Origin of the sequence: Paenibacillus sp. Leaf72, assembly GCF_001422685.1 — a bacterium.
Taxonomy (GTDB): Bacteria; Bacillota; Bacilli; order Paenibacillales; family Paenibacillaceae; genus Pristimantibacillus.
In genome coordinates this window covers 90,049-109,784 of the sequence record NZ_LMLV01000006.1, presented here as the reverse complement: position 1 = coordinate 109,784, position 19,736 = coordinate 90,049, and the positions used below count along the sequence as shown (strand labels likewise).

Below are 19,736 nucleotides of genomic sequence, written 5' to 3'. Positions count from 1 at the left end.
CGTTCCCATCCCGAACACGACCGTTAAGCCCTCCAGCGCCGATGGTACTTGGACCGCAGGGTCCTGGGAGAGTAGGACGTCGCCAAGCACGAGAAGCCTGCCGCAGTTTGCGGCAGGTTTTTTGTTTCAATTTTAATTTATAACCACTGAATTAAAGGGTAAATATGCATTTAAAGAAGCTGTTCCTCCACTAATGACTGAGGAACAGCTTCTTTTTCATAATCATAGATATTTGCGTTATAGGATAGCCAGTTAACGATGGTAGTACGAGGCTTCGTATTTTCCAAGGCGGAGAATGCCTTCTTTTTTTTGTTTGCGAAAAGCGACGGACAAAAGGAGGCGCGGAACGATGAGCCACAAATGCCAACAGATGATGCTGATCATAAGCGATTCCGAAATCCAAGGATATAAGATGCCAGTGCCACAAAGGCCTATCCAGAACAACTGGCGGTGTACGCGGCGGAAAAGCTGAAGCTTAATATCGTTTGCTGGCTTAAAGCCGAACCAAGGGGGCGTAATACCCCATACCCAGCGGCGATCAGCTGCCTCTTCTACTCGGATAAAGGTCAGCAGCAATATAATCAGGTGAATGACTTGAATGACAGCAAAGCCGAACAACCAGCTGAAAAGTCCATCTCTACCATACATAAGCAGCTGAAAAGCGACGAATATAACGGCAATAAGGATATGGCTTTGGACAAGCTCAGGCCTAATGATTTTACGTTTAACGAGCTGGTATTGATAAATCGTTGCAGCTTGCTGCTCAGATAATGATTGACGCATCTTTCTAACATCCCTTCCATAACGTTCAAGCCTATCCTATATATATCGGTTAATTAGAGCTTTCCCGCGATAGCACACGGCTAATTTTGTATTCACCATCTGGGCTCTGGCGGCATACGATATATAAATATTTGAAATGGGCTATGAAACAAGTTTAAAAAGCTAGAATATATGCCATAATAGTAGCTATAGAGTTGGGATGAAAGGCGGGATTCAAATGCTTGAAAATCATCAGCTTCATTGTATTATATGCGGCGAACATAAAGCCGAGGGTGAAGGAATTCGCATCGTTACTGAATTTATATGCCAATCATGCGAAATAGAAATGGTGCAGACCGACGTTAAAGATGCTAAATATCCATTCTTTATCCATCAGATGAAGCAAATCTTCATTGAAAAAAATGCTTGAGCGAACTCTACCTATAGAATTCGCTCTTTTTTTCATGAAATATATGAATGTATAAGTTTTCATTAGCTTATATTCCACCAGCGAAACGGTAGCTTTGCTGCCAGAGGACGGCAACAGCCGTTTAAGCTTGTTCAAATCCACTAAAATAGATTTAAGTTTATAGCGAAAGGAACGGCTCTCTTTGATGCAACATATACATGCTCCGCTATATGAAATGCTGCTTAAACATACAGCTTCGCAGCCGGTTAGCTTTCACGTACCCGGGCATCGCTACGGCCAGGCATTTGGGCCAGATAAGCCCGAACGGGAAGGTGAAGGGCAGGAGTCCGATTTTATAAAAGCAATGAAAGAGACTTTTACAGCGATTATGAGGCTGGATGTGACAGAACTGTCCGCTACAGATGATTTGCATCATCCAGAGGGGGCCATTGCCGAAGCGCAAGACTTGGCAGCTCGCTGCTTTGGCGCGGAGGAAAGCTTTTTTCTCGTGGGAGGAAGCACTTCTGGCAATCTAGCTATGCTGCTGGCTGTATGTGAGCCTGGCGATTATATTCTCGTACAGCGCAACGTCCATAAGTCGGTCATTAATGGTTTGAAGCTCGCGGGTGCAAGGGCCGTATTTATAATGCCGCAAATAGATGAGCCTACCGGAATTGCAACGCAGCCTTCTCTAGCGCAGGTAAAGATGATGATGGACTTATACCCACAGGCGAAAGCTGTATTTCTCAATAATCCGAATTATTATGGGATGAGCATGAACCTACAACCTTATGCTGAAGCGATTCATCAGTGCGGCATGCTGCTGCTTGTGGATGAAGCACACGGTGCCCATTATGGCTTGCATCCCAAGCTACCTGGCTCAGCGATAGCGGCTGGAGCAGATGCCGTTGTGCAGTCCACTCATAAAACACTCACTGCGCTTACAATGGGAGCGATGCTTCATGTGCAGGGTGAGTTTCTTAACCGAACCGCCATTAGAGAAGCTTTAGCGACGATTCAAAGCTCGAGTCCGTCTTTTCCAATTATGGCTTCGCTCGATATTTCCCGTGCAATGATAGAGGCGTCGGGCGCTGACTGGTTTGATGATGCATTAGCTGTTGCTGCATATTTGCGTAAAGGAATAGAAGAGTGCTGTGCGGCAATTGAGATATTGAAGCAAAGCGATGATAGGCTAGCCGCAATGCCCGCTTACAATCAATTAGATCCATTGCGAATTGTATTATGGGATCGAACGGGGGCATTAAGCGGTTTTGAAATATTGAAGCTGCTGGAACAGCAGGGCTGCTGGGCAGAAATGGCGGATATGCGCCATGTCGTGCTTTTGCTGGGGATTGGCATTCAGTCTGAGGATGCAGATCGTCTCATTCAAGCTTGTCAGGCAGTGGAGATGATTATCGCATCTAAAGGACGGGTAATAGCTGAACAACCGCTTGCAAGAGCAAGTAACCCGCTGTTCTTACCAGAATCGGTAGAACCAATTGCTTTTTCGCGAGTGAGTAAAGGGACTATGGTAAGAGTGAAGCTGGAAGATGCGATAAATTGCAGGGCAGCAGAGATGATCGTCCCATATCCGCCGGGCATTCCTATTGTATATCCGGGCGAACTGCTTACTGCGGAAATGCTGGGCTATATTAAAGAGCTTGCTAGCAGTGGAGCGAAGTTCCAAGGTGCGGTAGATCCAGCCATGCAATCCATTGCAATCGTGGAATAAATATGATTAAGCGGCAAAAGCTCGTATACAAGGGAAAGTCGCTTTGTTAAAATGGAAGTAAGCATTACGCTGAAAATTCAGTTTCATAGATTAGGAGTTACGAACCGTTGAATAAGGGTATTTTTATTACAATAGAAGGCGGCGAAGGGGCGGGGAAAACTACACTGATCGAGCAGCTTGCGCATACGATGCAGCAGCAGGGCAAAGCAGTGTTGACCACTCGTGAGCCGGGAGGCATCCCTATTGCGGAGAAAATCCGGTCAGTCATTTTGGATCGGAATCATACCGCAATGGATGCTAGGACAGAAGCACTCTTGTATGCGGCTTCAAGACGACAGCATCTTGTAGAGAAGGTCATGCCAGCACTTACAGCAGGCAAGCTTGTCATTTGCGACCGTTTCGTGGATAGCAGCCTAGCCTATCAGGGACATGCGCGTGGACTTGGCATGGAAGAGGTATGGTCGATTAATCAGTTCGCGATTGAAGGGGCGATGCCGCAGCTCACAATCTACATGGATGTGACGCCAGAGGTAGGTCTTGCCCGTATTGGACAATCGGATGATCGTGAGATTAATCGGCTTGATTTGGAGGAAATCGCTTTTCACGAGCGAGTCAGGGAAGGTTATTTTATATTGCTGGAGAAGTTCCCTGAGCGAATAGTCCGAGTTGATGCAAATCAGGAGCTGGATATGGTGCTGAAAGATGTTTTGGCCGCAATAGAGGGCAATCTCTAGCATTATTTGAACTAAAGCAACGTTAGAGCTTACGTTTAAATGATAACGAATAATGGGAGGAATCAGGATGAAATTAGTCATTGCGATTATTCAGGATAAGGATAGCAACCGTTTGTCGAATGCGCTTGTGACAGAAGGATTTCGGGCAACGAAGCTGGCAAGTACGGGCGGTTTTCTGCGCGCAGGCAATACAACTTTTATGATTGGTATTGAAGATGAGCGTGTGCACGAAGTGCTTCAAGTGATCAAAACCAACTGCAAAGTGCGCGATCAATTAGTTACGCCTGTATCGCCAATCGGCGGCTCAACGGATTCTTATATTCCTTTCCCGGTAGAAGTACAAGTGGGTGGCGCTGCCGTATTCGTCGTTCCGGTAGAACGCTTTGAACATTTCTGATTGGACGTGATAACGGATGAAAATTGATCCAGGGTTTCGTCCGCTTGGGGCGAATCGCGCGAGTAACGACCTAGCTTCCAAGCAGCCGCAGATGAAGAGCTTCGGCGATGTTATGGTTCAGCAGGAAGCACAGCGGACACAAGAGCAATTGCAGCAGAAGCTGCAGGACATTCATAGACAGGGTGACCATTTATCCAGAGTAATGACGGTGCGGGAATTAAAGCTTTACCGCCAGATGGTCAAGAAGTTTCTGGAGGATACCGTTAGGCGCGGCATCGGGCTTAAAGAGCTTAGAGGGTTTGACCGCAGAGGCCGTACGAAGCGCTATAAGCTGCTTGACGAGATTGATGCAGAGCTCGTTAATATGGCGGAGGAGCTGCTGGAGACCGAAGAAGGGCGTATTGAATTGCTAGCCCGGATCGGTGAAGTGCGTGGCATGCTGATTAATTTATTGTTTTAGATTGGAAAGGTTACGATCGAGGAAGGAATTTTTGAGCTTATGAGCATGGAGCAGCTAACCGGTCAATGGAAAGCGAAGCGTATTTTACAGCATGCGCTGCAAAGCGGTAAAGTATCGCATGCTTATTTATTTTATGGACCGAAGGGCAGTGGCAGAATGGCGATGGCGGAAGCTTTCGCTAAAGCCTTATTCTGTACGAGCGGTGGCGATGATGCCTGCGGGCACTGCCTGGAGTGCCGCAAGTTTGATAATAACAATCAGCAGGATATGATTCGGATCGCTCCGGAAGGGCAGTCGATCAAGATTGATCAAATTCGCGAGCTGCAGCGGGAGCTTGGGCTGCGGGGCAGCGGGGCGAAACGCAAAGTATACATGATTGAGCGAGTAGAAACGATGACACTTCAAGCGGCGAACAGCCTATTAAAATTTTTGGAGGAGCCGCTATCCCCTGTTGTAGCGATATTGATAACCGATAATGGACAAGCTGTGCTGCCGACCATTCGCTCTCGCACCCAGTGGGTGCCGTTCCTCCCGATGTCTTCCGATGAGATGCTTCAAACATTAACAAATGAAGGACTGCCCTCTATTCTTGCTCGCGCAGCCGTACAGCTGAGCTCGGGATTGGACGGCGCTAGGGAAATCATCCAGCAGAATCAGTTTGCAGAAATCCGAAACGTAGTGATACAATTAGGGAAGGACAGTCTGACCCGATTCACCGCGGCAATGATTACCGTCCAGCAGCAGTTCATTAAGAAGGATATTGGTGAAGATCCGCAGCTGCTGTTATCTCTTTTTGTATTATGGTTTAAGGACATGATTAAATTTCAGGCCGGAAGGCAAGAAGATATTGTATATATAGATCAGTTGGAATGGATAAGCAAGCATGCATTCAGCCGGCCAGTGGAAGGCTGGGTCACTTGCATGGAGCATACACTCGAAGCAAGCAAGCGTATTAGGTCGAATGTATCTGCTCAACTCGCTTTAGAGCAATTAATGGTAAACTTACAGGAGGGCTAAATCCTTGTATAATGTCGTGGGTGTCCGCTTTAAGAAGGCGGGTAAGATTTATTACTTTGATCCAGCCCTGCATCCCGTTGACAAGGACCAGCATGTCATTGTTGAGACGGCCAGGGGGATCGAGTATGGCAAAGTAGTGGTTGGACAGAAGCAAGTCGGTGAATCGGATGTTGTCCTTCCGTTAAAGCGCGTTATACGAATTGCCAGCGACGTGGATGCGAAGGTTGTAGAAGAGAATCGTTCTGCTGCTCAAGCTGCATTCTCAACCTGTTCAGACAAAATAAAAGACCATCAGCTGAAGATGAAGCTGGTTGACGTCGAATTCACGTTCGACCGCAACAAGATCATTTTTTATTTTACAGCTGAAGGTCGGGTAGATTTTCGCGAGCTTGTGAAAGACTTGGCAAGCGTGTTCCGTACTCGGATTGAGCTTCGGCAAATCGGGGTTCGTGACGAGGCGAAGATGCTTGGCGGCATCGGACCATGTGGACGGATATTATGCTGCTCTTCGTGGCTGGGCGATTTTGAGCCGGTATCGATCAAGATGGCGAAGGACCAGAATTTGTCGCTCAATCCGACTAAGATTTCTGGTTTATGCGGCCGTTTGATGTGCTGCTTGAAATACGAGCATGACAATTATGAAAGCTCAAGAGAAGAGCTTCCAGCGATTGGCAAGATCGTTATCACTTCACTTGGTGAAGGCAAGGTAACGGGAATCAATGTTGGTTCCAAGACCGTGTACGTACACTTGTTTGAAGTTTCGGGGAAACCGAAGGAACTTCCGTTAGACGATGTCATTTTGAAATGACAGTATTAAGAACAATTCATAGCATGTCCAAACGACCAAGCGCAATGCTTACAGCTAAGGTGCAAGACGATGCTTGAAGCTCTGGGGTGGGAACTTGGAGAAAAAAGAGATTTTTGTTCAAATGGATCAGCTTGATACCCAAATGGGCGAGTTTCATCGTCAAGTTGGGGATCTGAAGCTGCGGGTGAAGGAACTGCTTGAAGAGAATAAGCGGTTAAGCATGGAAAACCATCAGCTGCGCAAAATTTTGAAGCGGATACCGCAACAAGCGGAGGAACCTTTGCCAGTTAAGACAGCAGGGGCTTCAAAATCAAATGCGGGCAAGACGATGGGGACAAGCACAAAGGTAGAGCAGCAGACAGAAACAGCCGATTTGTTCACTTCCGCCGAAGATGCAGCTGCATATTCAGTAGGAGAAGGGCATGATAATTTGGCGAGACTTTACCATGAAGGCTTCCATATTTGCAATGTCTATTATGGGCATTTGCGGACAGAAGGCGATTGTCTCTTCTGCTTATCCTTCTTAAATAAATAATGCAATCGGTCAACACTATGCCGTCCTTGCTAAGAGGACGGTATCTTTATGTCAAGGGAGCAGTGGGAAAGTCGTGGACGAGCAGATCAAGCTGGAAATCAATGAACGTTTGGACGATTTAATGATGGATACCGGACTGCGAATTATTCAGAGCAGGGAAGTGTTCAGCTTTTCGACGGATGCGGTGCTGCTTTCCAACTTCGCAAGCATTCCGAAAAAAGGAAAGGTCATTGACCTTTGCACAGGGAATGGCGTAATACCGCTGCTATTGACAGGGCGGACGAAAGCACAAATTGATGCAGTGGAGATTCAGCCAAGACTTGCGGATATGGCAAGGCGGAGTGTAAAGCTGAATGGGCTGGAGCAGCAAATTAATATCGTGGAAGCCGATTTGCGAAATTTTGCAGCGAATAAAGCGATTTATGGAACGTATGATGCGGTAACCGTCAACCCGCCTTATATGTCGGCTGAAGCAGGAGACTCTAATGAAAATGAGCATTATGCGATCGCCAGGCATGAGGTACACGGAACCTTGCAGGATATTGTCGAAGCTTGCTCAAGGCTGGTGCGACCAGCTGGGAAAGTAGCCATGGTGCATCGGCCATCACGCTTTGTAGAAATAATTGAGACGATGCGCAAGTACAAGCTGGAGCCAAAGCGGGTACAGTTCATTCATCCGAATAAAAATGGCGAAGCCAATATGGTGCTTATTGAGGCTATGCGTGATGGCAGACCGGAACTGAGGCTGCTGCCGCCAATTATGGTATATGATACTTAGCCTAGTGGAATGCTAGAAGGAGGGCTCAACAATGTTTGTGCAAAAAAGCTTTAGCGGGCCGCAGCAACACGGTGCCGGGACGTTATATTTAGTCGGAACGCCAATTGGCAACTTAGAGGATATGACCTTTCGCGCGATTCGTACGTTGAAAGAAGTGGATCTTATAGCTGCCGAGGATACGAGACAAACACGTAAGCTTCTTTCCCATTTTGAAATTGCGACACGGCTTGTGAGCTATCACGAACATAATAAACAAGCGAGTGGCAGCGAGCTTATTCGATTGCTGCAAGAGGGGCAATCGATTGCCCTTGTAAGCGATGCAGGGCTGCCTGCTGTATCCGATCCCGGTGCAGATTTGGTTGCCGAAGCGGTGGAGCAGGGTATTTTTGTCGTTCCGATACCTGGTGCGAATGCGGCATTGTCGGCTTTAATTGTATCAGGCTTGCCAACGGAGCGTTTTATGTTCGCCGGATTTCCGCCGCGAGACAAAAAGTCACTTGCGAAATGGCTGCTTCAGCTTCAAGCACAGGAAGGCACCTTGATGCTGTATGAGTCGCCACATCGCTTGCGGAAGACGCTGGATGCCATACTGGAGCATCTCGGAGACCGTCGTATCGCGATGGTGCGGGAACTGACGAAGCGTTTTGAAGAAATGGCGCGTGGTACAGTAACGGAATGTATCACTTGGATTGAGGAAAATCCGCCATTGGGAGAGTATTGCCTTATAATAGAAGGAAGCAGCTCAGATGAGAATACGGGGGAGCTTGCTGCCGCTTGGTGGGCGGAGCTGAGCATGGAAGAGCATGTACAGCATTACGAAGCAGAGCTTGGACGTAAGGACGCGATAAAAAAGGCAGCTACAGATCGTGGTCTATCAAAGCGTGATGTTTATAATGAAGTAAACCGCTAGAAAAACAAAAAATAGAGAAAAAAAAGACCTTCCTGGCCGGGTTCTAGCACAGGAAGGCAATAAGGAGTATTAAAAGGTTAGAATTAACTAGTTGAATAAGGTTATTATAACCTATTTTTTTTATTTTGTCACAGGTGAAGGCATTTCTGATAGGCAAATGTGACAAACAATTTTTCCTTTGAAGTAAGATACGTTCTCAGCGTTACCACAGAAGATACAAGCTGGCTCGTATTTCTTCAACATAATGCGCTCGCCGTCTACATAAATCTCTAGTGCATCTTTCTCTCCGATACCAAGCGTACGGCGAAGCTCGATTGGAATAACAACGCGACCTAATTCATCAACCTTACGGACAATACCTGTGGACTTCATCATAATAATTTGTTTCCCCTCTCATCAAAAAGTGTATTCGTCACTTTTCGACATAGTTTCTCTTTTTATGTCTACTATAATACCAACGTTTCCCATAATAGTCAACTGAAATTATTGAAGAAAATTGCAGCTACTAAGGGAGTTTGACTATATAGTAAGGTCATATTACTCTTACTATAGAATACAACAGCTTCGACATTTTGGAAACTGTTTTGCGACATTCTTCGACATATTTTTTGCTTTTTTATGTCGAACCAGAGAACAAAAGGAGTTGATTTGTTGAATGAACCGACAGCTATCGGAAGAGAAAGTTTTTAAGGACCCCGTTCATAAATATATTTATGTTCAGGATCAGACGATATGGGATCTAATCAATACGAAGGAGTTTCAAAGATTACGGCGTATTCGGCAGCTAGGAACCTCTTATCTCACTTTTCATGGCGCTGAGCATAGCCGATTCTCCCACTCCCTTGGCGTGTATGAAATTACTAGAAAGATTATTTCCCAATTTGAACGCAATGGTTTTCCCGGCTGGCCGCAGGAGGAGCGGCTATTGGCGCTTTGCGCTGCGCTGCTGCATGACGTTGGTCATGGGCCATTTTCCCATTCGCTGGAGCAAGTATTCGATACGCATCACGAGCAGTGGACCTGCAGCATTTTGCTTGAGGACACCGAGGTCAATCGTATACTACGAAATGTAGCAGACGACTTTCCTGAACATGTCACTGCTGTTATTAATAAGACATATCCGAATCCAATTGTTAGCGGCTTGATTTCCAGTCAGCTTGATGCGGACCGAATGGACTATTTATTGAGGGATGCTTATTTCACAGGGGTCAATTATGGCAACTTTGATCTGGAGCGTATTCTGCGTGTGCTCCGTCCTATTAATGGAAGGATTGTTGTTAAAGAAAGCGGCATGCACGCCGTAGAGCATTATTTGATGTCCCGCTATCAAATGTATTGGCAAATTTATTTCCATCCGGTGACGAGAAGCTCGGAAATCATCCTTAGACAAATATTTCGCAGAGCGAAGGAGCTTTATGAGGGTGGGTACACATTTGGTTGGATGCCGGAGCCGCTAAAACGGCTGCTTGACGGGACAATTGGGGTTAAACAATATTTGAAGCTGGATGAGGCGTATTTGCAGACAGCCTTTATAGAATGGAGCGACGAAGGCGATGAACTGCTGGCGGAGCTATGTGATCGTTTTTTGACGCGTCGCCTCTATAAATACATCATGTTGGATAAACCGGATATTGGCCTCTTTAATGAAGTAAGACAACAATTTGCAGCGATCGGGTTGAACCCGGATTACCATATGGAAATTGATTTTCCATTTGATCAACCGTATGATGTGTATCAGCCTGATACGAAAAAAGGCGGAAAAGAAGAAAAGACGCCGATTTTGTTAATGGATAGCTACGAGGCTGTCAGTGAAATTTCCACGAAATCTGACATCATTCGTTCCATTACTGGACTTCATCAGGGCCAGTCCCATTTGTATTATCCGGAAGAGAAGCTGCGCGCTGCCGCTGATCAATTAAGCGATAAAGTACGAATGTTATTTAAAATATAGGAAAGTATATGATTTTGCCATACTTTCTCTATATTTCTCGGACTGAAACGCGCCGCCAAAGGACGGCTTTCGACCGTTTCACCATAGACTATAATATAGAAGGAGCTTGCTCAATTATGATTTCTTTATTCGACACACACACCCATTTGGACTCCCCGCATTTTGACGAAGACCGCGAAGCTGTTATCGAAAGAGCGCGTGCGGCAGGGGTGGATTTAATGGTTAATATTGGATTCAATCGGGAAACGATTCCAACAACACTTGCGCTGGCAGAAAAATATGATTTTATATATGCAGCAGTTGGCTGGCACCCCGTTGACAGCATCGATATGCTGCCGGAGGATCTGGGATGGATTGAAGAGCTTTGCTCTCATCCTAAAGTGGTAGCCATTGGCGAAATCGGACTGGATTACCATTGGGATACGTCCCCAAAAGACGTCCAGCATCGCGTATTTCGCGAGCAAATTCGCTTAGCCAAGAAGTTGAAAAAACCAATTATTATTCATAATCGCGATGCCCATGAGGATATTGTCAAGCTGCTGAAGGAGGAAAATGCTTCTGAGGTTGGCGGCATTATGCATTGCTTTTCCGGCAGTCCAGAAACGGCTCAAAAATGCCTCGATATGAACTTCTATATATCGTTCGGGGGACCGCTTACATTCAAAAATGCAAGGGTGCCAAAAGAGGTGCTTGCGATGGTTCCGAGTGACCGAATTTTGATCGAAACGGATGCCCCATATTTGACCCCTCATCCATTCCGAGGGAAACGAAATGAGACGTCTTATGTGTCGCTCGTTGCGGAAGCCGCAGCAGAAATATTAGGAAAATCGGTGGCCGAAATCGCCAATTTAACGACCGAAAACGGTAAAAAATGTTTCGGAATTGTGTAAAAACGGCTATAAAAACGAGAATAAGTGACCTTTACGGCGATAAAACTAATTTTTCATGCTGAAATAGACTCTCTTTTCCGTAAATATCCTAAAATTTCGCTTAAATCGGTTTTTATCTGATCTTTACAATTAGGCTCCGATGAAGGTATGATTCATTTCAGAGCTTTAAATTTTTGTATTGGATTTCCAGTTTGCGCTTAATCTTCGAACTTTGGAGAGCGGGGGAACCATGCACGATGCTGTGAGGAATTTGCGGATCACATTGCACGCGCACCTGAATTTCTTCTAGGGGTGAATTTGGCGGGGATTGCCATGAGCATTCTTCCGACGATAGGGCAGCTCTCTTGCCCGAACCCGACAGCTAACCTCGTAAGCGTTTATAGAGAGTGATCAACCTCGTGCATCCACCATTCCTGAATAGTCTATTTTGACGTTCCCGGGAAGCCACGAAACAGATCCTCTGTCGACGGGCTTTCTTTTTATTTTTGAATATTGGGTAAATCGTCGTCATAGGGTAAATCTAGGAGGTTGCAGAGGAAATATACTGGAGCGTGCTAGAAGCACGCCAATATACTATAGTCGCGTCAATGGTATCATGCGTAATTCGACGGCGGGGCTATGAAGGAGGACCGATGAAGTGGGCATTATTCAAGCAAGTGAGACCCATGGGAAACGATCATCCAGCATGTCTTTCGCATTGCGATGGAAGCGTGAAAACTTGCGTTTGATTCTTTTGAGTACTACGATCTCAATCGCTATGACTTTCATGTTTTTGGTGTTGTTGTACGGATCGGCTGACAAAAGCGTATCCGTAGTAGTGAATGGACAAGAAACCGTTGTTTCAACGAAACAATGGGTCCTGCAACGCCTACTGGATGAACAAGCTATTACAATTGGCCCGCATGACGAGGTATCTGTACCTCTGAATACGGCAGTAAAGGATGGGGACCGCTTTGAAATTAAGCATGCGGTACCGCTACTTGTAAAAGCTGATGGCAAAACATCAACGGTGTACACGACAGAGAAAACCGTGCAGGCAGCGATAAAGAAATTAAATATTCCTGTTGAAGATGATGATAAAGTATTACCTTCGCTTGGCTCGGGCGTCAGCGCGGATATGACCGTAACAGTCATTCGCGTCGATACGAAGCTAGGCAAGTCGTCCAGCACAACACCGTTCACCATTGTGAAGAAGGAAGATCCGAACCTGGAAGTAGGCAAGGAGAAGGTTGTGCAGACGGGCAAAGAAGGCGTCGTAACGATCAAAATTGAGAAGCAGTTTGAAGATGGCGTACTTGTCTCCAAGAAAGTGGTAGACAAGGTAGTCGAAACGGTTGCGGTCAATCAGGTCGTTGCAGTCGGTACGAAAAAGCCGGAGCCTAAAGTTACTGTGCTGTCGACAGCGACAACCAGCAACAATGTAACGGTAGACGGCACAACGCTCACATCCAAAAAAGTGCTCAGCAACGTCACATTGACGGCCTATTCAGCTGGCTTAGCATCAACGGGCAAGAGCGAAGGGCACCCGGACTACGGAATTACGGCCTCTGGCGCTAAAGTATCGGAAGGACGGACAATTGCCGTTGACCCGGATATCATTCCACTCGGTTGGTGGGTGTATATCGAGGGCATTGGTTTCCGCCGTGCTGAAGATACCGGAAGTGCGATCAAGGGCAATAAGATCGATGTTTATTTTGACAGTGAGAAGCAAGCTAATAAATTTGGTAAGAAAAAAGGATTTACCGTTTATGTGATTGGTCCTAACAAGCCATCGCTTAGCTAATTAGTGGCAGTTCTTTATGGATTGTGCTCTAGTTTATCGCAATCATAAGCTAAATATGACAGGATGCGGAAGAGGCCTTGCCTCTTCTTTTTGTTTGCGTCAGATTCGCTTGAATGGCCAATTGGGGTTATAATAAAACAGACGTGAATGAGCGGGTTGTTGTTGCAGCAATCGCCCATTTTTTCTGAAATATAAGATTGATAAGTTTCACATTTATAATCAGCTTATATTTCACCGCGAAACGGCAGCTTTGCCGCCAAAGGACGGCGACAGCCGTTTACGCTTGAACGAATATCCAAGATAAGTTTCCCTTTGTGAAAGGATTGTTCGATGTGATCAAGGAAATGATTGTAGTAGAAGGCAAAGAGGATACGGTAGCGATTAAGCGGGCCGTTGAAGCCGATACGATTGAGACGAATGGATCGGCCATTGGCGAGGATGTGCTGCGGCGCATCGCGCTGGCACAGGAGCGCCGTGGCGTTATTATATTTACAGATCCGGATCATGCGGGAGAGCGTATTCGTAAAATTGTCGCTCAGCGCGTGCCGGGCTGCAAGCATGCTTTTTTACCGCAGGAGCTGGCCTCCTATAAAGGGGATATCGGCATTGAGAATGCGGCGCCTGATGCGATTAGGCAGGCGCTCTCGGAGCTGCGTACAGAAACGGCTGAGAGCGTCGGGGCCATTACATGGGACGATCTGATGGCAGCTGGCTTAATTGTGCATGAAGAAGCGGCAAAGCGGCGGCTGGTTATGGGCAAGCTGCTGGGGATCGGCTATGCGAACGGGAAGCAGTTCTACAAGCGCTGCACGAGCTTCTGCATTACGCGCGAAGAGTTTGAGAAGGCGCTGCAAGCCATGGAACAACAGGAACAGGGGTGACGAAGGCGTATGACGGAGCAACAAAGCTTGAATAAAGGCGCAGTTAAGGCCGCAGAGGTAGCTACGCCTAAACGAACAAAGGAAATTATTGCGAAGTACGGGTTCTCCTTTAAGAAGAGCTTGGGACAAAACTTTCTCATCGACCAAAATATTTTAAACAATATTGTCAGCGCAGCTGAGCTTGACGAGACAAAAGGCGCGCTTGAGATCGGCCCTGGTATCGGAGCATTGACGCAGCGCCTTGCTGCAGTTGCGGGAACGGTAACGGCTGTTGAAATCGACAATCGGCTCATTCCGATTTTGCATGATATTTTCGAAGGCGAAGCGAATGTGGGCATTGTGCACGGCGATGTGCTTAAGCTCGACCTGAAGCAGCTGTTCGAAGAGCGCTTCAGCGGCGTAACGGGCGTTAGCGTCGTGGCGAACCTTCCTTACTATGTGACGACGCCGATTTTGATGAAGCTGCTGGAAGAGCGCCTGCCGCTGGAAAACATCGTCGTCATGATCCAGAAGGAAGTCGCGCAGCGGATGGCAGCAAAGCCAGGCGGCAAGGAATATGGCAGCCTGAGCGTGGCTGTGCAATATTATTGCGAGCCAAAGCTCGTCTGCACCGTTCCGCATACGGTGTTTATTCCACAGCCGAATGTGGATTCAGCTGTCATTAAGCTTGCGCTGCGGGACAAGCCGGCTGTTGATGTGCCCGATGAGGCGCATTTCTTCCGCGTCGTGCAGGCCAGCTTCGCACAGCGCCGCAAGACGCTCTACAACAATTTGACGGCGCTTGTGGGCAAGGAACAGCGGGAGGCCCTTACAACGCTGCTGCAGGGGCTTGCGATCGATCCTGCGCGGCGGGGTGAAACATTGTCGCTGGAGGAATTCGCCAAGATCAGCCGTGCATTTTTGGAAGTGGGCTGGAAAGGCTAAATAAAGATGGGCGCCGCCGGGCAATGGCCTCGGGGCGCCCGTTTGTTTTTTGCGCACACTACACGCCTTATGCCCATAGGATAGACGAAGAGGTGATTTACCTATGGAGCAAGGGGAGCTGGTCGTCCGCAAATCGTATGGCGGTGACGTGCTATTCCGCGTAGAAGCTGTTCGAACACATCATGCCCTGTTGAAAGGCACGGATTACCGATTGCTTGCGGATGCACCGATTCCTGATTTATCGGTTGTTCGCGATCCAAAAAAAGAAAAAGCTACGCAGCTGGTTCGAGTGAAAGTAAACGACTCGCTCAGCCGCATTCGTCAGCAGCATGAGCAAATGGCCGTTCAGGTGAAGGCGGATATTCGGCATGCGATGCCACAAAGCCAGCCTTTCTTCGAGGTGCCCGGCAAAGTGCTGCATTTGGACGGTGACGGCAATTATTTGCGTAAAAGCATGCAGCTGTACCAGACGATGAACGTACCGGCACACGGCGTGCACGCGCATGAATCACAGATGGCTGATTTGCTTTACCGTCTGCTGCCTCAAGTGAAGCCGGACATTGTGGTCATTACGGGACATGACGGTGTGCTAAAAACAAGGCTGGAAGCCGATCTGCACAGCCTAAGCAGCTATAAAAACTCGCAGAGCTTCTATAATGCGGTCCGCGTAGCACGGGAGTATGAGAAGAACCGCGACGGCCTTGTCGTCATTGCGGGAGCGTGCCAGTCGCATTTTGAGGCGCTGCTGCAAGCCGGCTCGAACTTCGCAAGCTCGCCCGGGAGAATTTTGATTCATGCGTTAGACCCGGTATACATTGCGATCAAAGCAAGCTATACGTCCATACGAGATACAATTAACCTGGCTGATGTCATTCATGGCACCATCAGTGGCATTGATGGCGTAGGCGGCATTGAGACGCTGGGAAGGTACCGCATTGGTTTGCCAAAACCTAAAATTAAGGCAGCCGAGTCATCCTTGCAAAGCATTTCCTAACAAACGGCCGAGTGCAGTTGAGACTCGCAACAGTTCTCGGCTTCATTGATTTTATAATTTTTCGATAAATTATTCATGGAATGATAAAAATGGATGAAAACACCGTTGACAATTAAATAAGTTGACTGATATAATATTTTGCTTTGTTTGACAACCCCTCTCCATTTTGTTATAATGGACAAGGAAAGAGGTGGTAGTGGACAATGGCAAAAAATGCCCTACTGGATATAAAACGCAATTTGGAAGCTCATGTGGGCTCCAAGATTCGTCTGCGAGCAAATGGCGGTCGTCGTAAGACCGTTGAGCGCACCGGTGTGTTGGAAGAAACCTACCCTTCTGTTTTCATTGTTAAACTGGATCAGGAATCGCAGTCATTCAAGCGTGTTTCCTACAGTTATGCGGATATACTGACGGAGTCGGTGGAAGTGACCGTATGCAATGATGAAGGTCAAGTCCGAATTACCCAGACATAACATCAGATCTATAGATGCCGACAGGCTATACTAAACGCGGAGACGACAGTTCTTCGCGTTTTTTTTCATTTTCTAAGCTGGAAGCGGTCGGTGGGCGCTCATGCGTATAGGGCTGCTGGGTTGTCGCATACTAAGGGGGCATAACCAATTCAGCAGCAAGGGAGGATCTCACGCATGAGCCGCAGAAGACGCAGTGTAATGTCCGAGGAGCTAAAGTATGAGCTGGCGAAGGATCTAGGTTTTTATGATACGGTGCAAAAGGAAGGCTGGGGCGGCATTCGCGCCAAAGACGCTGGCAACATGGTCAAGCGGGCGATCCAAATGGCTGAGCAAGCCGCAGCGAATGGAATCAATCGGCCTTAACAGGCACCCGCAATGCGAGGCTAAAACGGCAATAATCGGCTAAGAGTCGCCGCTCTTTATATAAGCGGCAGCACTCTTAGCTTTTCTTCTGCCCGTTTGCTATAATATTGGATAAGTTAATGATAGGAACGGGAGAGCTTAGGATGAAAATTTATGAAAAAGCTCCGGCTAAAATCAATTTATTGCTCGATGTGCTTCGCAAGCGTGAGGACGGCTTCCACGAGGTCGAGATGATTATGACGATGGTAGACCTTGCAGACCGCCTTGAAATGCAGGAACTGCCGCGCGACACGATTATTATATCGAGCCAGGCCGGCTACATACCTTTAGATGAGAAAAACCTGGCGTTTCAGGCGGCACGTCTTATTAAAGACCGCTATGATGTGCGTAAAGGTGTATATATTCATTTGGACAAAAAGATTCCGGTAGCCGCTGGCCTTGCCGGCGGCAGCAGCGACGCGGCAGCAGCCCTTAGAGGGCTGAACAGGCTGTGGGGGCTGAACATTCCCGAGGAGGAGCTGTGCACGCTTGGAGCGGAGCTGGGCTCCGACGTCCCGTTCTGCGTAACGGGCGGTACTGCCATTGCTACCGGACGCGGCGAGCGGCTGGAGCCGATCGAAAGCCCGCCGCAATGCTGGGTCGTCCTTGCGAAGCCGCCAATCAATGTTTCCACCGCAGATGTATACGGCAAGTTTCGGGTAGCGGGCATTGGCCAGCATCCGTCTGCCGCTGACATGGTGTCAGCGATTCAGCGCGGCTCCTTCGCCGATGTGTGCGGGGGATTAGGCAATGTGCTGGAATCGGTCACGCTTGATCTGTACCCGGAGGTGCGCCAGCTCAAGGAGAGCATGATTCGTCTTGGAGCTGATGGCGTGTTAATGTCAGGCAGTGGACCTACAGTATTCGGGCTCGTTTCCAAAGAAGGAAAGCTCCCGCGCATATATAATGGGCTGCGTGGCTTTTGCAAGGAAGTTTACGTGGTAAGAATGCTAACATAAAAGTGACGTTTCCCTTGATTAAATCCGTATAAAAATGTTATATTAACATTATAATATTCGGATTTTAGCAGGGGGAGAATTCCTTGAAAAAGTTAAAACGCAGCGCAAGACTGGTAGAGATGACGCAATACCTGCTAAGTCGCCCACATACGTTAATCTCGCTAACAGCTTTTGCGGACCGCTATCAGTCAGCCAAATCATCCATTAGCGAGGATCTGGCGATCATTAAAGAAGTATTTGAGGAAGAGGGCATTGGCGAGCTGAATACCCTTGCGGGTGCCGCAGGCGGCGTGAAATTCGCACCGAAGATGCATGCCTCGGATGCACTCGACATTATGAATAATATTTGCCGTCAGCTGGAGCAGCCAGAACGGGTGCTCCCCGGCGGTTATTTGTATATGACGGACATGCTTGGCCAGCCTGAGCTGCTAGCCGATATTGGCCGCATGTTCGCGACCGCTTTTGCCGCGAGGAAGATTGATGTCATTATGACGGTAGAGACGAAGGGCATACCGCTCGCTTATGCGACAGCTGCCTGCCTGAACCTGCCTGTCGTTATCGTACGCCGGGACAATAAGGTGACGGAAGGCTCTGCGGTCAGCATCAATTACGTCTCTGGCTCGAATAAGCGCATTCAGACGATGTCGCTTGCGAGGCGCGCGCTTAAGGAACAGTCCCGCGTGCTTATTATTGATGACTTCATGAAAGCAGGCGGCACCATTCAAGGGATGATGGATCTGCTCTTTGAATTCAAAGCGACCGTTGCTGGCGTTGGCGTCTTTGTAGAATCGGGCGAGGTGGAGCTCGAAGAGCGTTTATTAGAAGATTATGTGTCGTTAGCCAAGCTGACGGCCGTGGATTTGAAGACCAAGCAGACGACGGTCATTCCGGGCAATTATTTTCGCACGGAATAATAACGATAATAACTAAAGAAGGGTTGGAATAAATGATGTCACAGCATTTAGAACCGAAGGTTATTGCAACAGATAAGGCGCCTGCCGCTATCGGACCTTATTCGCAAGCGATTCAGCTTGGAGGACTTCTTTTTACATCGGGACAAATTCCGCTTAATGCAGCCGGCGAGCTTGTGACGGGCGATATCACGGTGCAGGCGAACCAAGTATTTCGCAACCTGGAGGCTGTACTTGCCGAAGCGGGAGCAACCCTGCAAAATGTAGTGAAGGCAACCGTCTTTATGAAGGACATGGACCAGTTTGTAGCGATGAATGAAGTGTACGCTTCTTACTTTGGCGACCACAAACCAGCACGTTCGGCAGTAGAGGTGGCAAGGCTTCCGAAGGATGTGCTTGTCGAAATTGAAGTGATTGCAGCGATTCCTGTCGAATAGAGTCAAATAAAATTCAAATAGAAAATTTTTTTAAAAATATGCATGTTTTTTCCAAAATAGGAGAAGGAATTGGCACAAAAATGTGGAATATTACACCAAGTCCCAGATAGGCAAAGGTGGTGAACACAAGTGCAAATTACTGATGTAAGACTCCGCCGTGTCAATTCGGAAGGTCGCATGAAGGCTATTGCTTCCATCACGATTGACAACGAATTCGTCGTTCACGATATCCGTGTGATCGACGGAAACAATGGAATGTTTGTTGCAATGCCGAGCAAGCGTACCCCCGATGGAGAATTCCGAGATATCGCTCATCCGATTTCTTCGACCACTCGGGAGAAAATTCAAGCTGCCGTACTCGCTGAGTACGAGCGCGCTGCAACGGAAGAAGAAGTGGCCATTGAAGAGGGTGCTTAATAGCAGCTTCGTTAGAGGGCAAAAATCAGTATCTGCATGAGGGGATAAGGGGGCCAAGGGGGCTCCCTTTTCTTTTTGCCCAAGATGGGATATATTCTTGTAGATAGATCGATGCGGCAGACCGTATATATAATAGGACAACAAAGATTTAGAGCCTAGTAGAGAAAAGCCG

24 protein-coding genes, 1 rRNA gene and 1 riboswitch are annotated in these 19,736 nt (G+C 47.6%); of the genes, 23 read left to right on the top strand and 2 right to left on the bottom strand.

The features are described from left to right. A 5S ribosomal RNA gene (gene rrf / locus ASF12_RS12840) occupies positions 1-88 on the top strand; the annotation flags it as partial. A 164-nt stretch (positions 89-252) separates the two neighbouring features. Here rrf and ASF12_RS12835 read toward each other — a convergent pair. Then, positions 253-783: a hypothetical protein gene (locus tag ASF12_RS12835; RefSeq protein WP_056034973.1), complete on the bottom strand. Its 531-nt coding sequence runs from the start codon at positions 781-783 to the stop codon at positions 253-255. Positions 784-1,000: 217 nt separating this feature from the next. Between ASF12_RS12835 and ASF12_RS33685 the strand changes: the two genes are divergently transcribed. From ASF12_RS33685 to rsmI, 10 genes are all read left to right on the top strand, one after another. Next, positions 1,001-1,192, top strand: coding sequence for a sigma factor G inhibitor Gin (locus tag ASF12_RS33685; protein WP_081418785.1), 192 nt, complete (start codon positions 1,001-1,003; stop codon positions 1,190-1,192). Positions 1,193-1,376: 184 nt separating this feature from the next. Then, positions 1,377-2,903: an aminotransferase class I/II-fold pyridoxal phosphate-dependent enzyme gene (locus ASF12_RS12825; protein WP_056034961.1), complete on the top strand. Its 1,527-nt coding sequence runs from the start codon at positions 1,377-1,379 to the stop codon at positions 2,901-2,903. A gap of 107 nt (positions 2,904-3,010) precedes the next feature. Next, a complete protein-coding gene (gene tmk, locus ASF12_RS12820; protein ID WP_056034958.1) occupies positions 3,011-3,637 on the top strand; it encodes a dTMP kinase in 627 nt (208 codons plus the stop codon). Between the two features lie 67 nt (positions 3,638-3,704). Next, positions 3,705-4,034 (top strand): cyclic-di-AMP receptor, encoded by a 330-nt coding sequence (locus ASF12_RS12815; protein WP_046234500.1) that lies wholly within the window; start codon positions 3,705-3,707, stop codon positions 4,032-4,034. A 16-nt stretch (positions 4,035-4,050) separates the two neighbouring features. Next, complete coding sequence (locus ASF12_RS12810; RefSeq protein ID WP_046234499.1) at positions 4,051-4,494, top strand: YaaR family protein; 444 nt, start codon at positions 4,051-4,053, stop codon at positions 4,492-4,494. 39 nt (positions 4,495-4,533) lie between these two features. Beyond that, positions 4,534-5,511 (top strand): DNA polymerase III subunit delta', encoded by a 978-nt coding sequence (gene holB, locus ASF12_RS12805; protein ID WP_056034957.1) that lies wholly within the window; start codon positions 4,534-4,536, stop codon positions 5,509-5,511. 4 nt (positions 5,512-5,515) lie between these two features. Next, positions 5,516-6,319, top strand: coding sequence for a PSP1 domain-containing protein (locus tag ASF12_RS12800; RefSeq protein WP_046234497.1), 804 nt, complete (start codon positions 5,516-5,518; stop codon positions 6,317-6,319). A gap of 94 nt (positions 6,320-6,413) precedes the next feature. Further along, positions 6,414-6,854: an initiation-control protein YabA gene (locus tag ASF12_RS12795; RefSeq protein WP_056035002.1), complete on the top strand. Its 441-nt coding sequence runs from the start codon at positions 6,414-6,416 to the stop codon at positions 6,852-6,854. Positions 6,855-6,975: 121 nt separating this feature from the next. Beyond that, positions 6,976-7,632 carry a tRNA1(Val) (adenine(37)-N6)-methyltransferase gene (locus ASF12_RS12790; RefSeq protein WP_056035000.1) on the top strand — a complete coding sequence of 219 codons (657 nt, stop codon included), beginning with the start codon at positions 6,976-6,978 and terminating at the stop codon, positions 7,630-7,632. Between the two features lie 31 nt (positions 7,633-7,663). Continuing rightward, on the top strand, positions 7,664-8,542 hold the full coding sequence (rsmI, locus tag ASF12_RS12785; RefSeq protein WP_056034954.1) for a 16S rRNA (cytidine(1402)-2'-O)-methyltransferase: 879 nt from the start codon (positions 7,664-7,666) through the stop codon (positions 8,540-8,542). A gap of 120 nt (positions 8,543-8,662) precedes the next feature. Here the strand turns inward: rsmI and ASF12_RS12780 are convergent, their stop codons facing one another. Further along, on the bottom strand, positions 8,663-8,917 hold the full coding sequence (locus tag ASF12_RS12780) for an AbrB/MazE/SpoVT family DNA-binding domain-containing protein (protein ID WP_012772023.1): 255 nt from the start codon (positions 8,915-8,917) through the stop codon (positions 8,663-8,665). Between the two features lie 280 nt (positions 8,918-9,197). Here ASF12_RS12780 and ASF12_RS12775 point away from each other — a divergent pair, with 280 nt between their 5' ends. The 12 genes from ASF12_RS12775 (at position 9,198) to spoVG (ending at position 19,564) form a co-directional block, all read left to right on the top strand. Next, entirely contained in the window at positions 9,198-10,493 is a 1,296-nt protein-coding gene (locus tag ASF12_RS12775) for an HD domain-containing protein (RefSeq protein ID WP_056034952.1), read from the top strand. Between the two features lie 116 nt (positions 10,494-10,609). Continuing rightward, a complete protein-coding gene (locus tag ASF12_RS12770; RefSeq protein ID WP_056034949.1) occupies positions 10,610-11,383 on the top strand; it encodes a TatD family hydrolase in 774 nt (257 codons plus the stop codon). A 184-nt stretch (positions 11,384-11,567) separates the two neighbouring features. Next, positions 11,568-11,775, top strand: a riboswitch (cyclic di-AMP (ydaO/yuaA leader). Between the two features lie 245 nt (positions 11,776-12,020). Then, positions 12,021-13,166, top strand: a complete 1,146-nt coding sequence (locus tag ASF12_RS12765; protein ID WP_056034946.1) for a 3D domain-containing protein — start codon at positions 12,021-12,023, stop codon at positions 13,164-13,166. A gap of 332 nt (positions 13,167-13,498) precedes the next feature. Then, on the top strand, positions 13,499-14,047 hold the full coding sequence (rnmV, locus tag ASF12_RS12760; RefSeq protein WP_056034944.1) for a ribonuclease M5: 549 nt from the start codon (positions 13,499-13,501) through the stop codon (positions 14,045-14,047). Between the two features lie 9 nt (positions 14,048-14,056). Then, a complete protein-coding gene (rsmA, locus tag ASF12_RS12755) occupies positions 14,057-14,971 on the top strand; it encodes a 16S rRNA (adenine(1518)-N(6)/adenine(1519)-N(6))-dimethyltransferase RsmA (RefSeq protein ID WP_056034941.1) in 915 nt (304 codons plus the stop codon). A gap of 103 nt (positions 14,972-15,074) precedes the next feature. Further along, positions 15,075-15,965, top strand: a complete 891-nt coding sequence (yabG, locus tag ASF12_RS12750; RefSeq protein WP_056034938.1) for a sporulation peptidase YabG — start codon at positions 15,075-15,077, stop codon at positions 15,963-15,965. A gap of 203 nt (positions 15,966-16,168) precedes the next feature. After that, positions 16,169-16,438: a biofilm formation stimulator Veg gene (veg, locus tag ASF12_RS12745; RefSeq protein ID WP_056034935.1), complete on the top strand. Its 270-nt coding sequence runs from the start codon at positions 16,169-16,171 to the stop codon at positions 16,436-16,438. A gap of 174 nt (positions 16,439-16,612) precedes the next feature. Next, positions 16,613-16,801 (top strand): small, acid-soluble spore protein, alpha/beta type, encoded by a 189-nt coding sequence (locus ASF12_RS12740; protein ID WP_056034932.1) that lies wholly within the window; start codon positions 16,613-16,615, stop codon positions 16,799-16,801. A 143-nt stretch (positions 16,802-16,944) separates the two neighbouring features. Then, positions 16,945-17,799 (top strand): 4-(cytidine 5'-diphospho)-2-C-methyl-D-erythritol kinase, encoded by an 855-nt coding sequence (gene ispE / locus ASF12_RS12735; RefSeq protein ID WP_056034929.1) that lies wholly within the window; start codon positions 16,945-16,947, stop codon positions 17,797-17,799. 83 nt (positions 17,800-17,882) lie between these two features. Continuing rightward, on the top strand, positions 17,883-18,713 hold the full coding sequence (gene purR, locus ASF12_RS12730; protein ID WP_046234486.1) for a pur operon repressor: 831 nt from the start codon (positions 17,883-17,885) through the stop codon (positions 18,711-18,713). A gap of 35 nt (positions 18,714-18,748) precedes the next feature. Next, positions 18,749-19,147, top strand: a complete 399-nt coding sequence (locus tag ASF12_RS12725) for a RidA family protein (RefSeq protein ID WP_056034997.1) — start codon at positions 18,749-18,751, stop codon at positions 19,145-19,147. 129 nt (positions 19,148-19,276) lie between these two features. Beyond that, a complete protein-coding gene (gene spoVG, locus ASF12_RS12720; RefSeq protein ID WP_020620824.1) occupies positions 19,277-19,564 on the top strand; it encodes a septation regulator SpoVG in 288 nt (95 codons plus the stop codon). Positions 19,565-19,736: the final 172 nt, after the last annotated feature.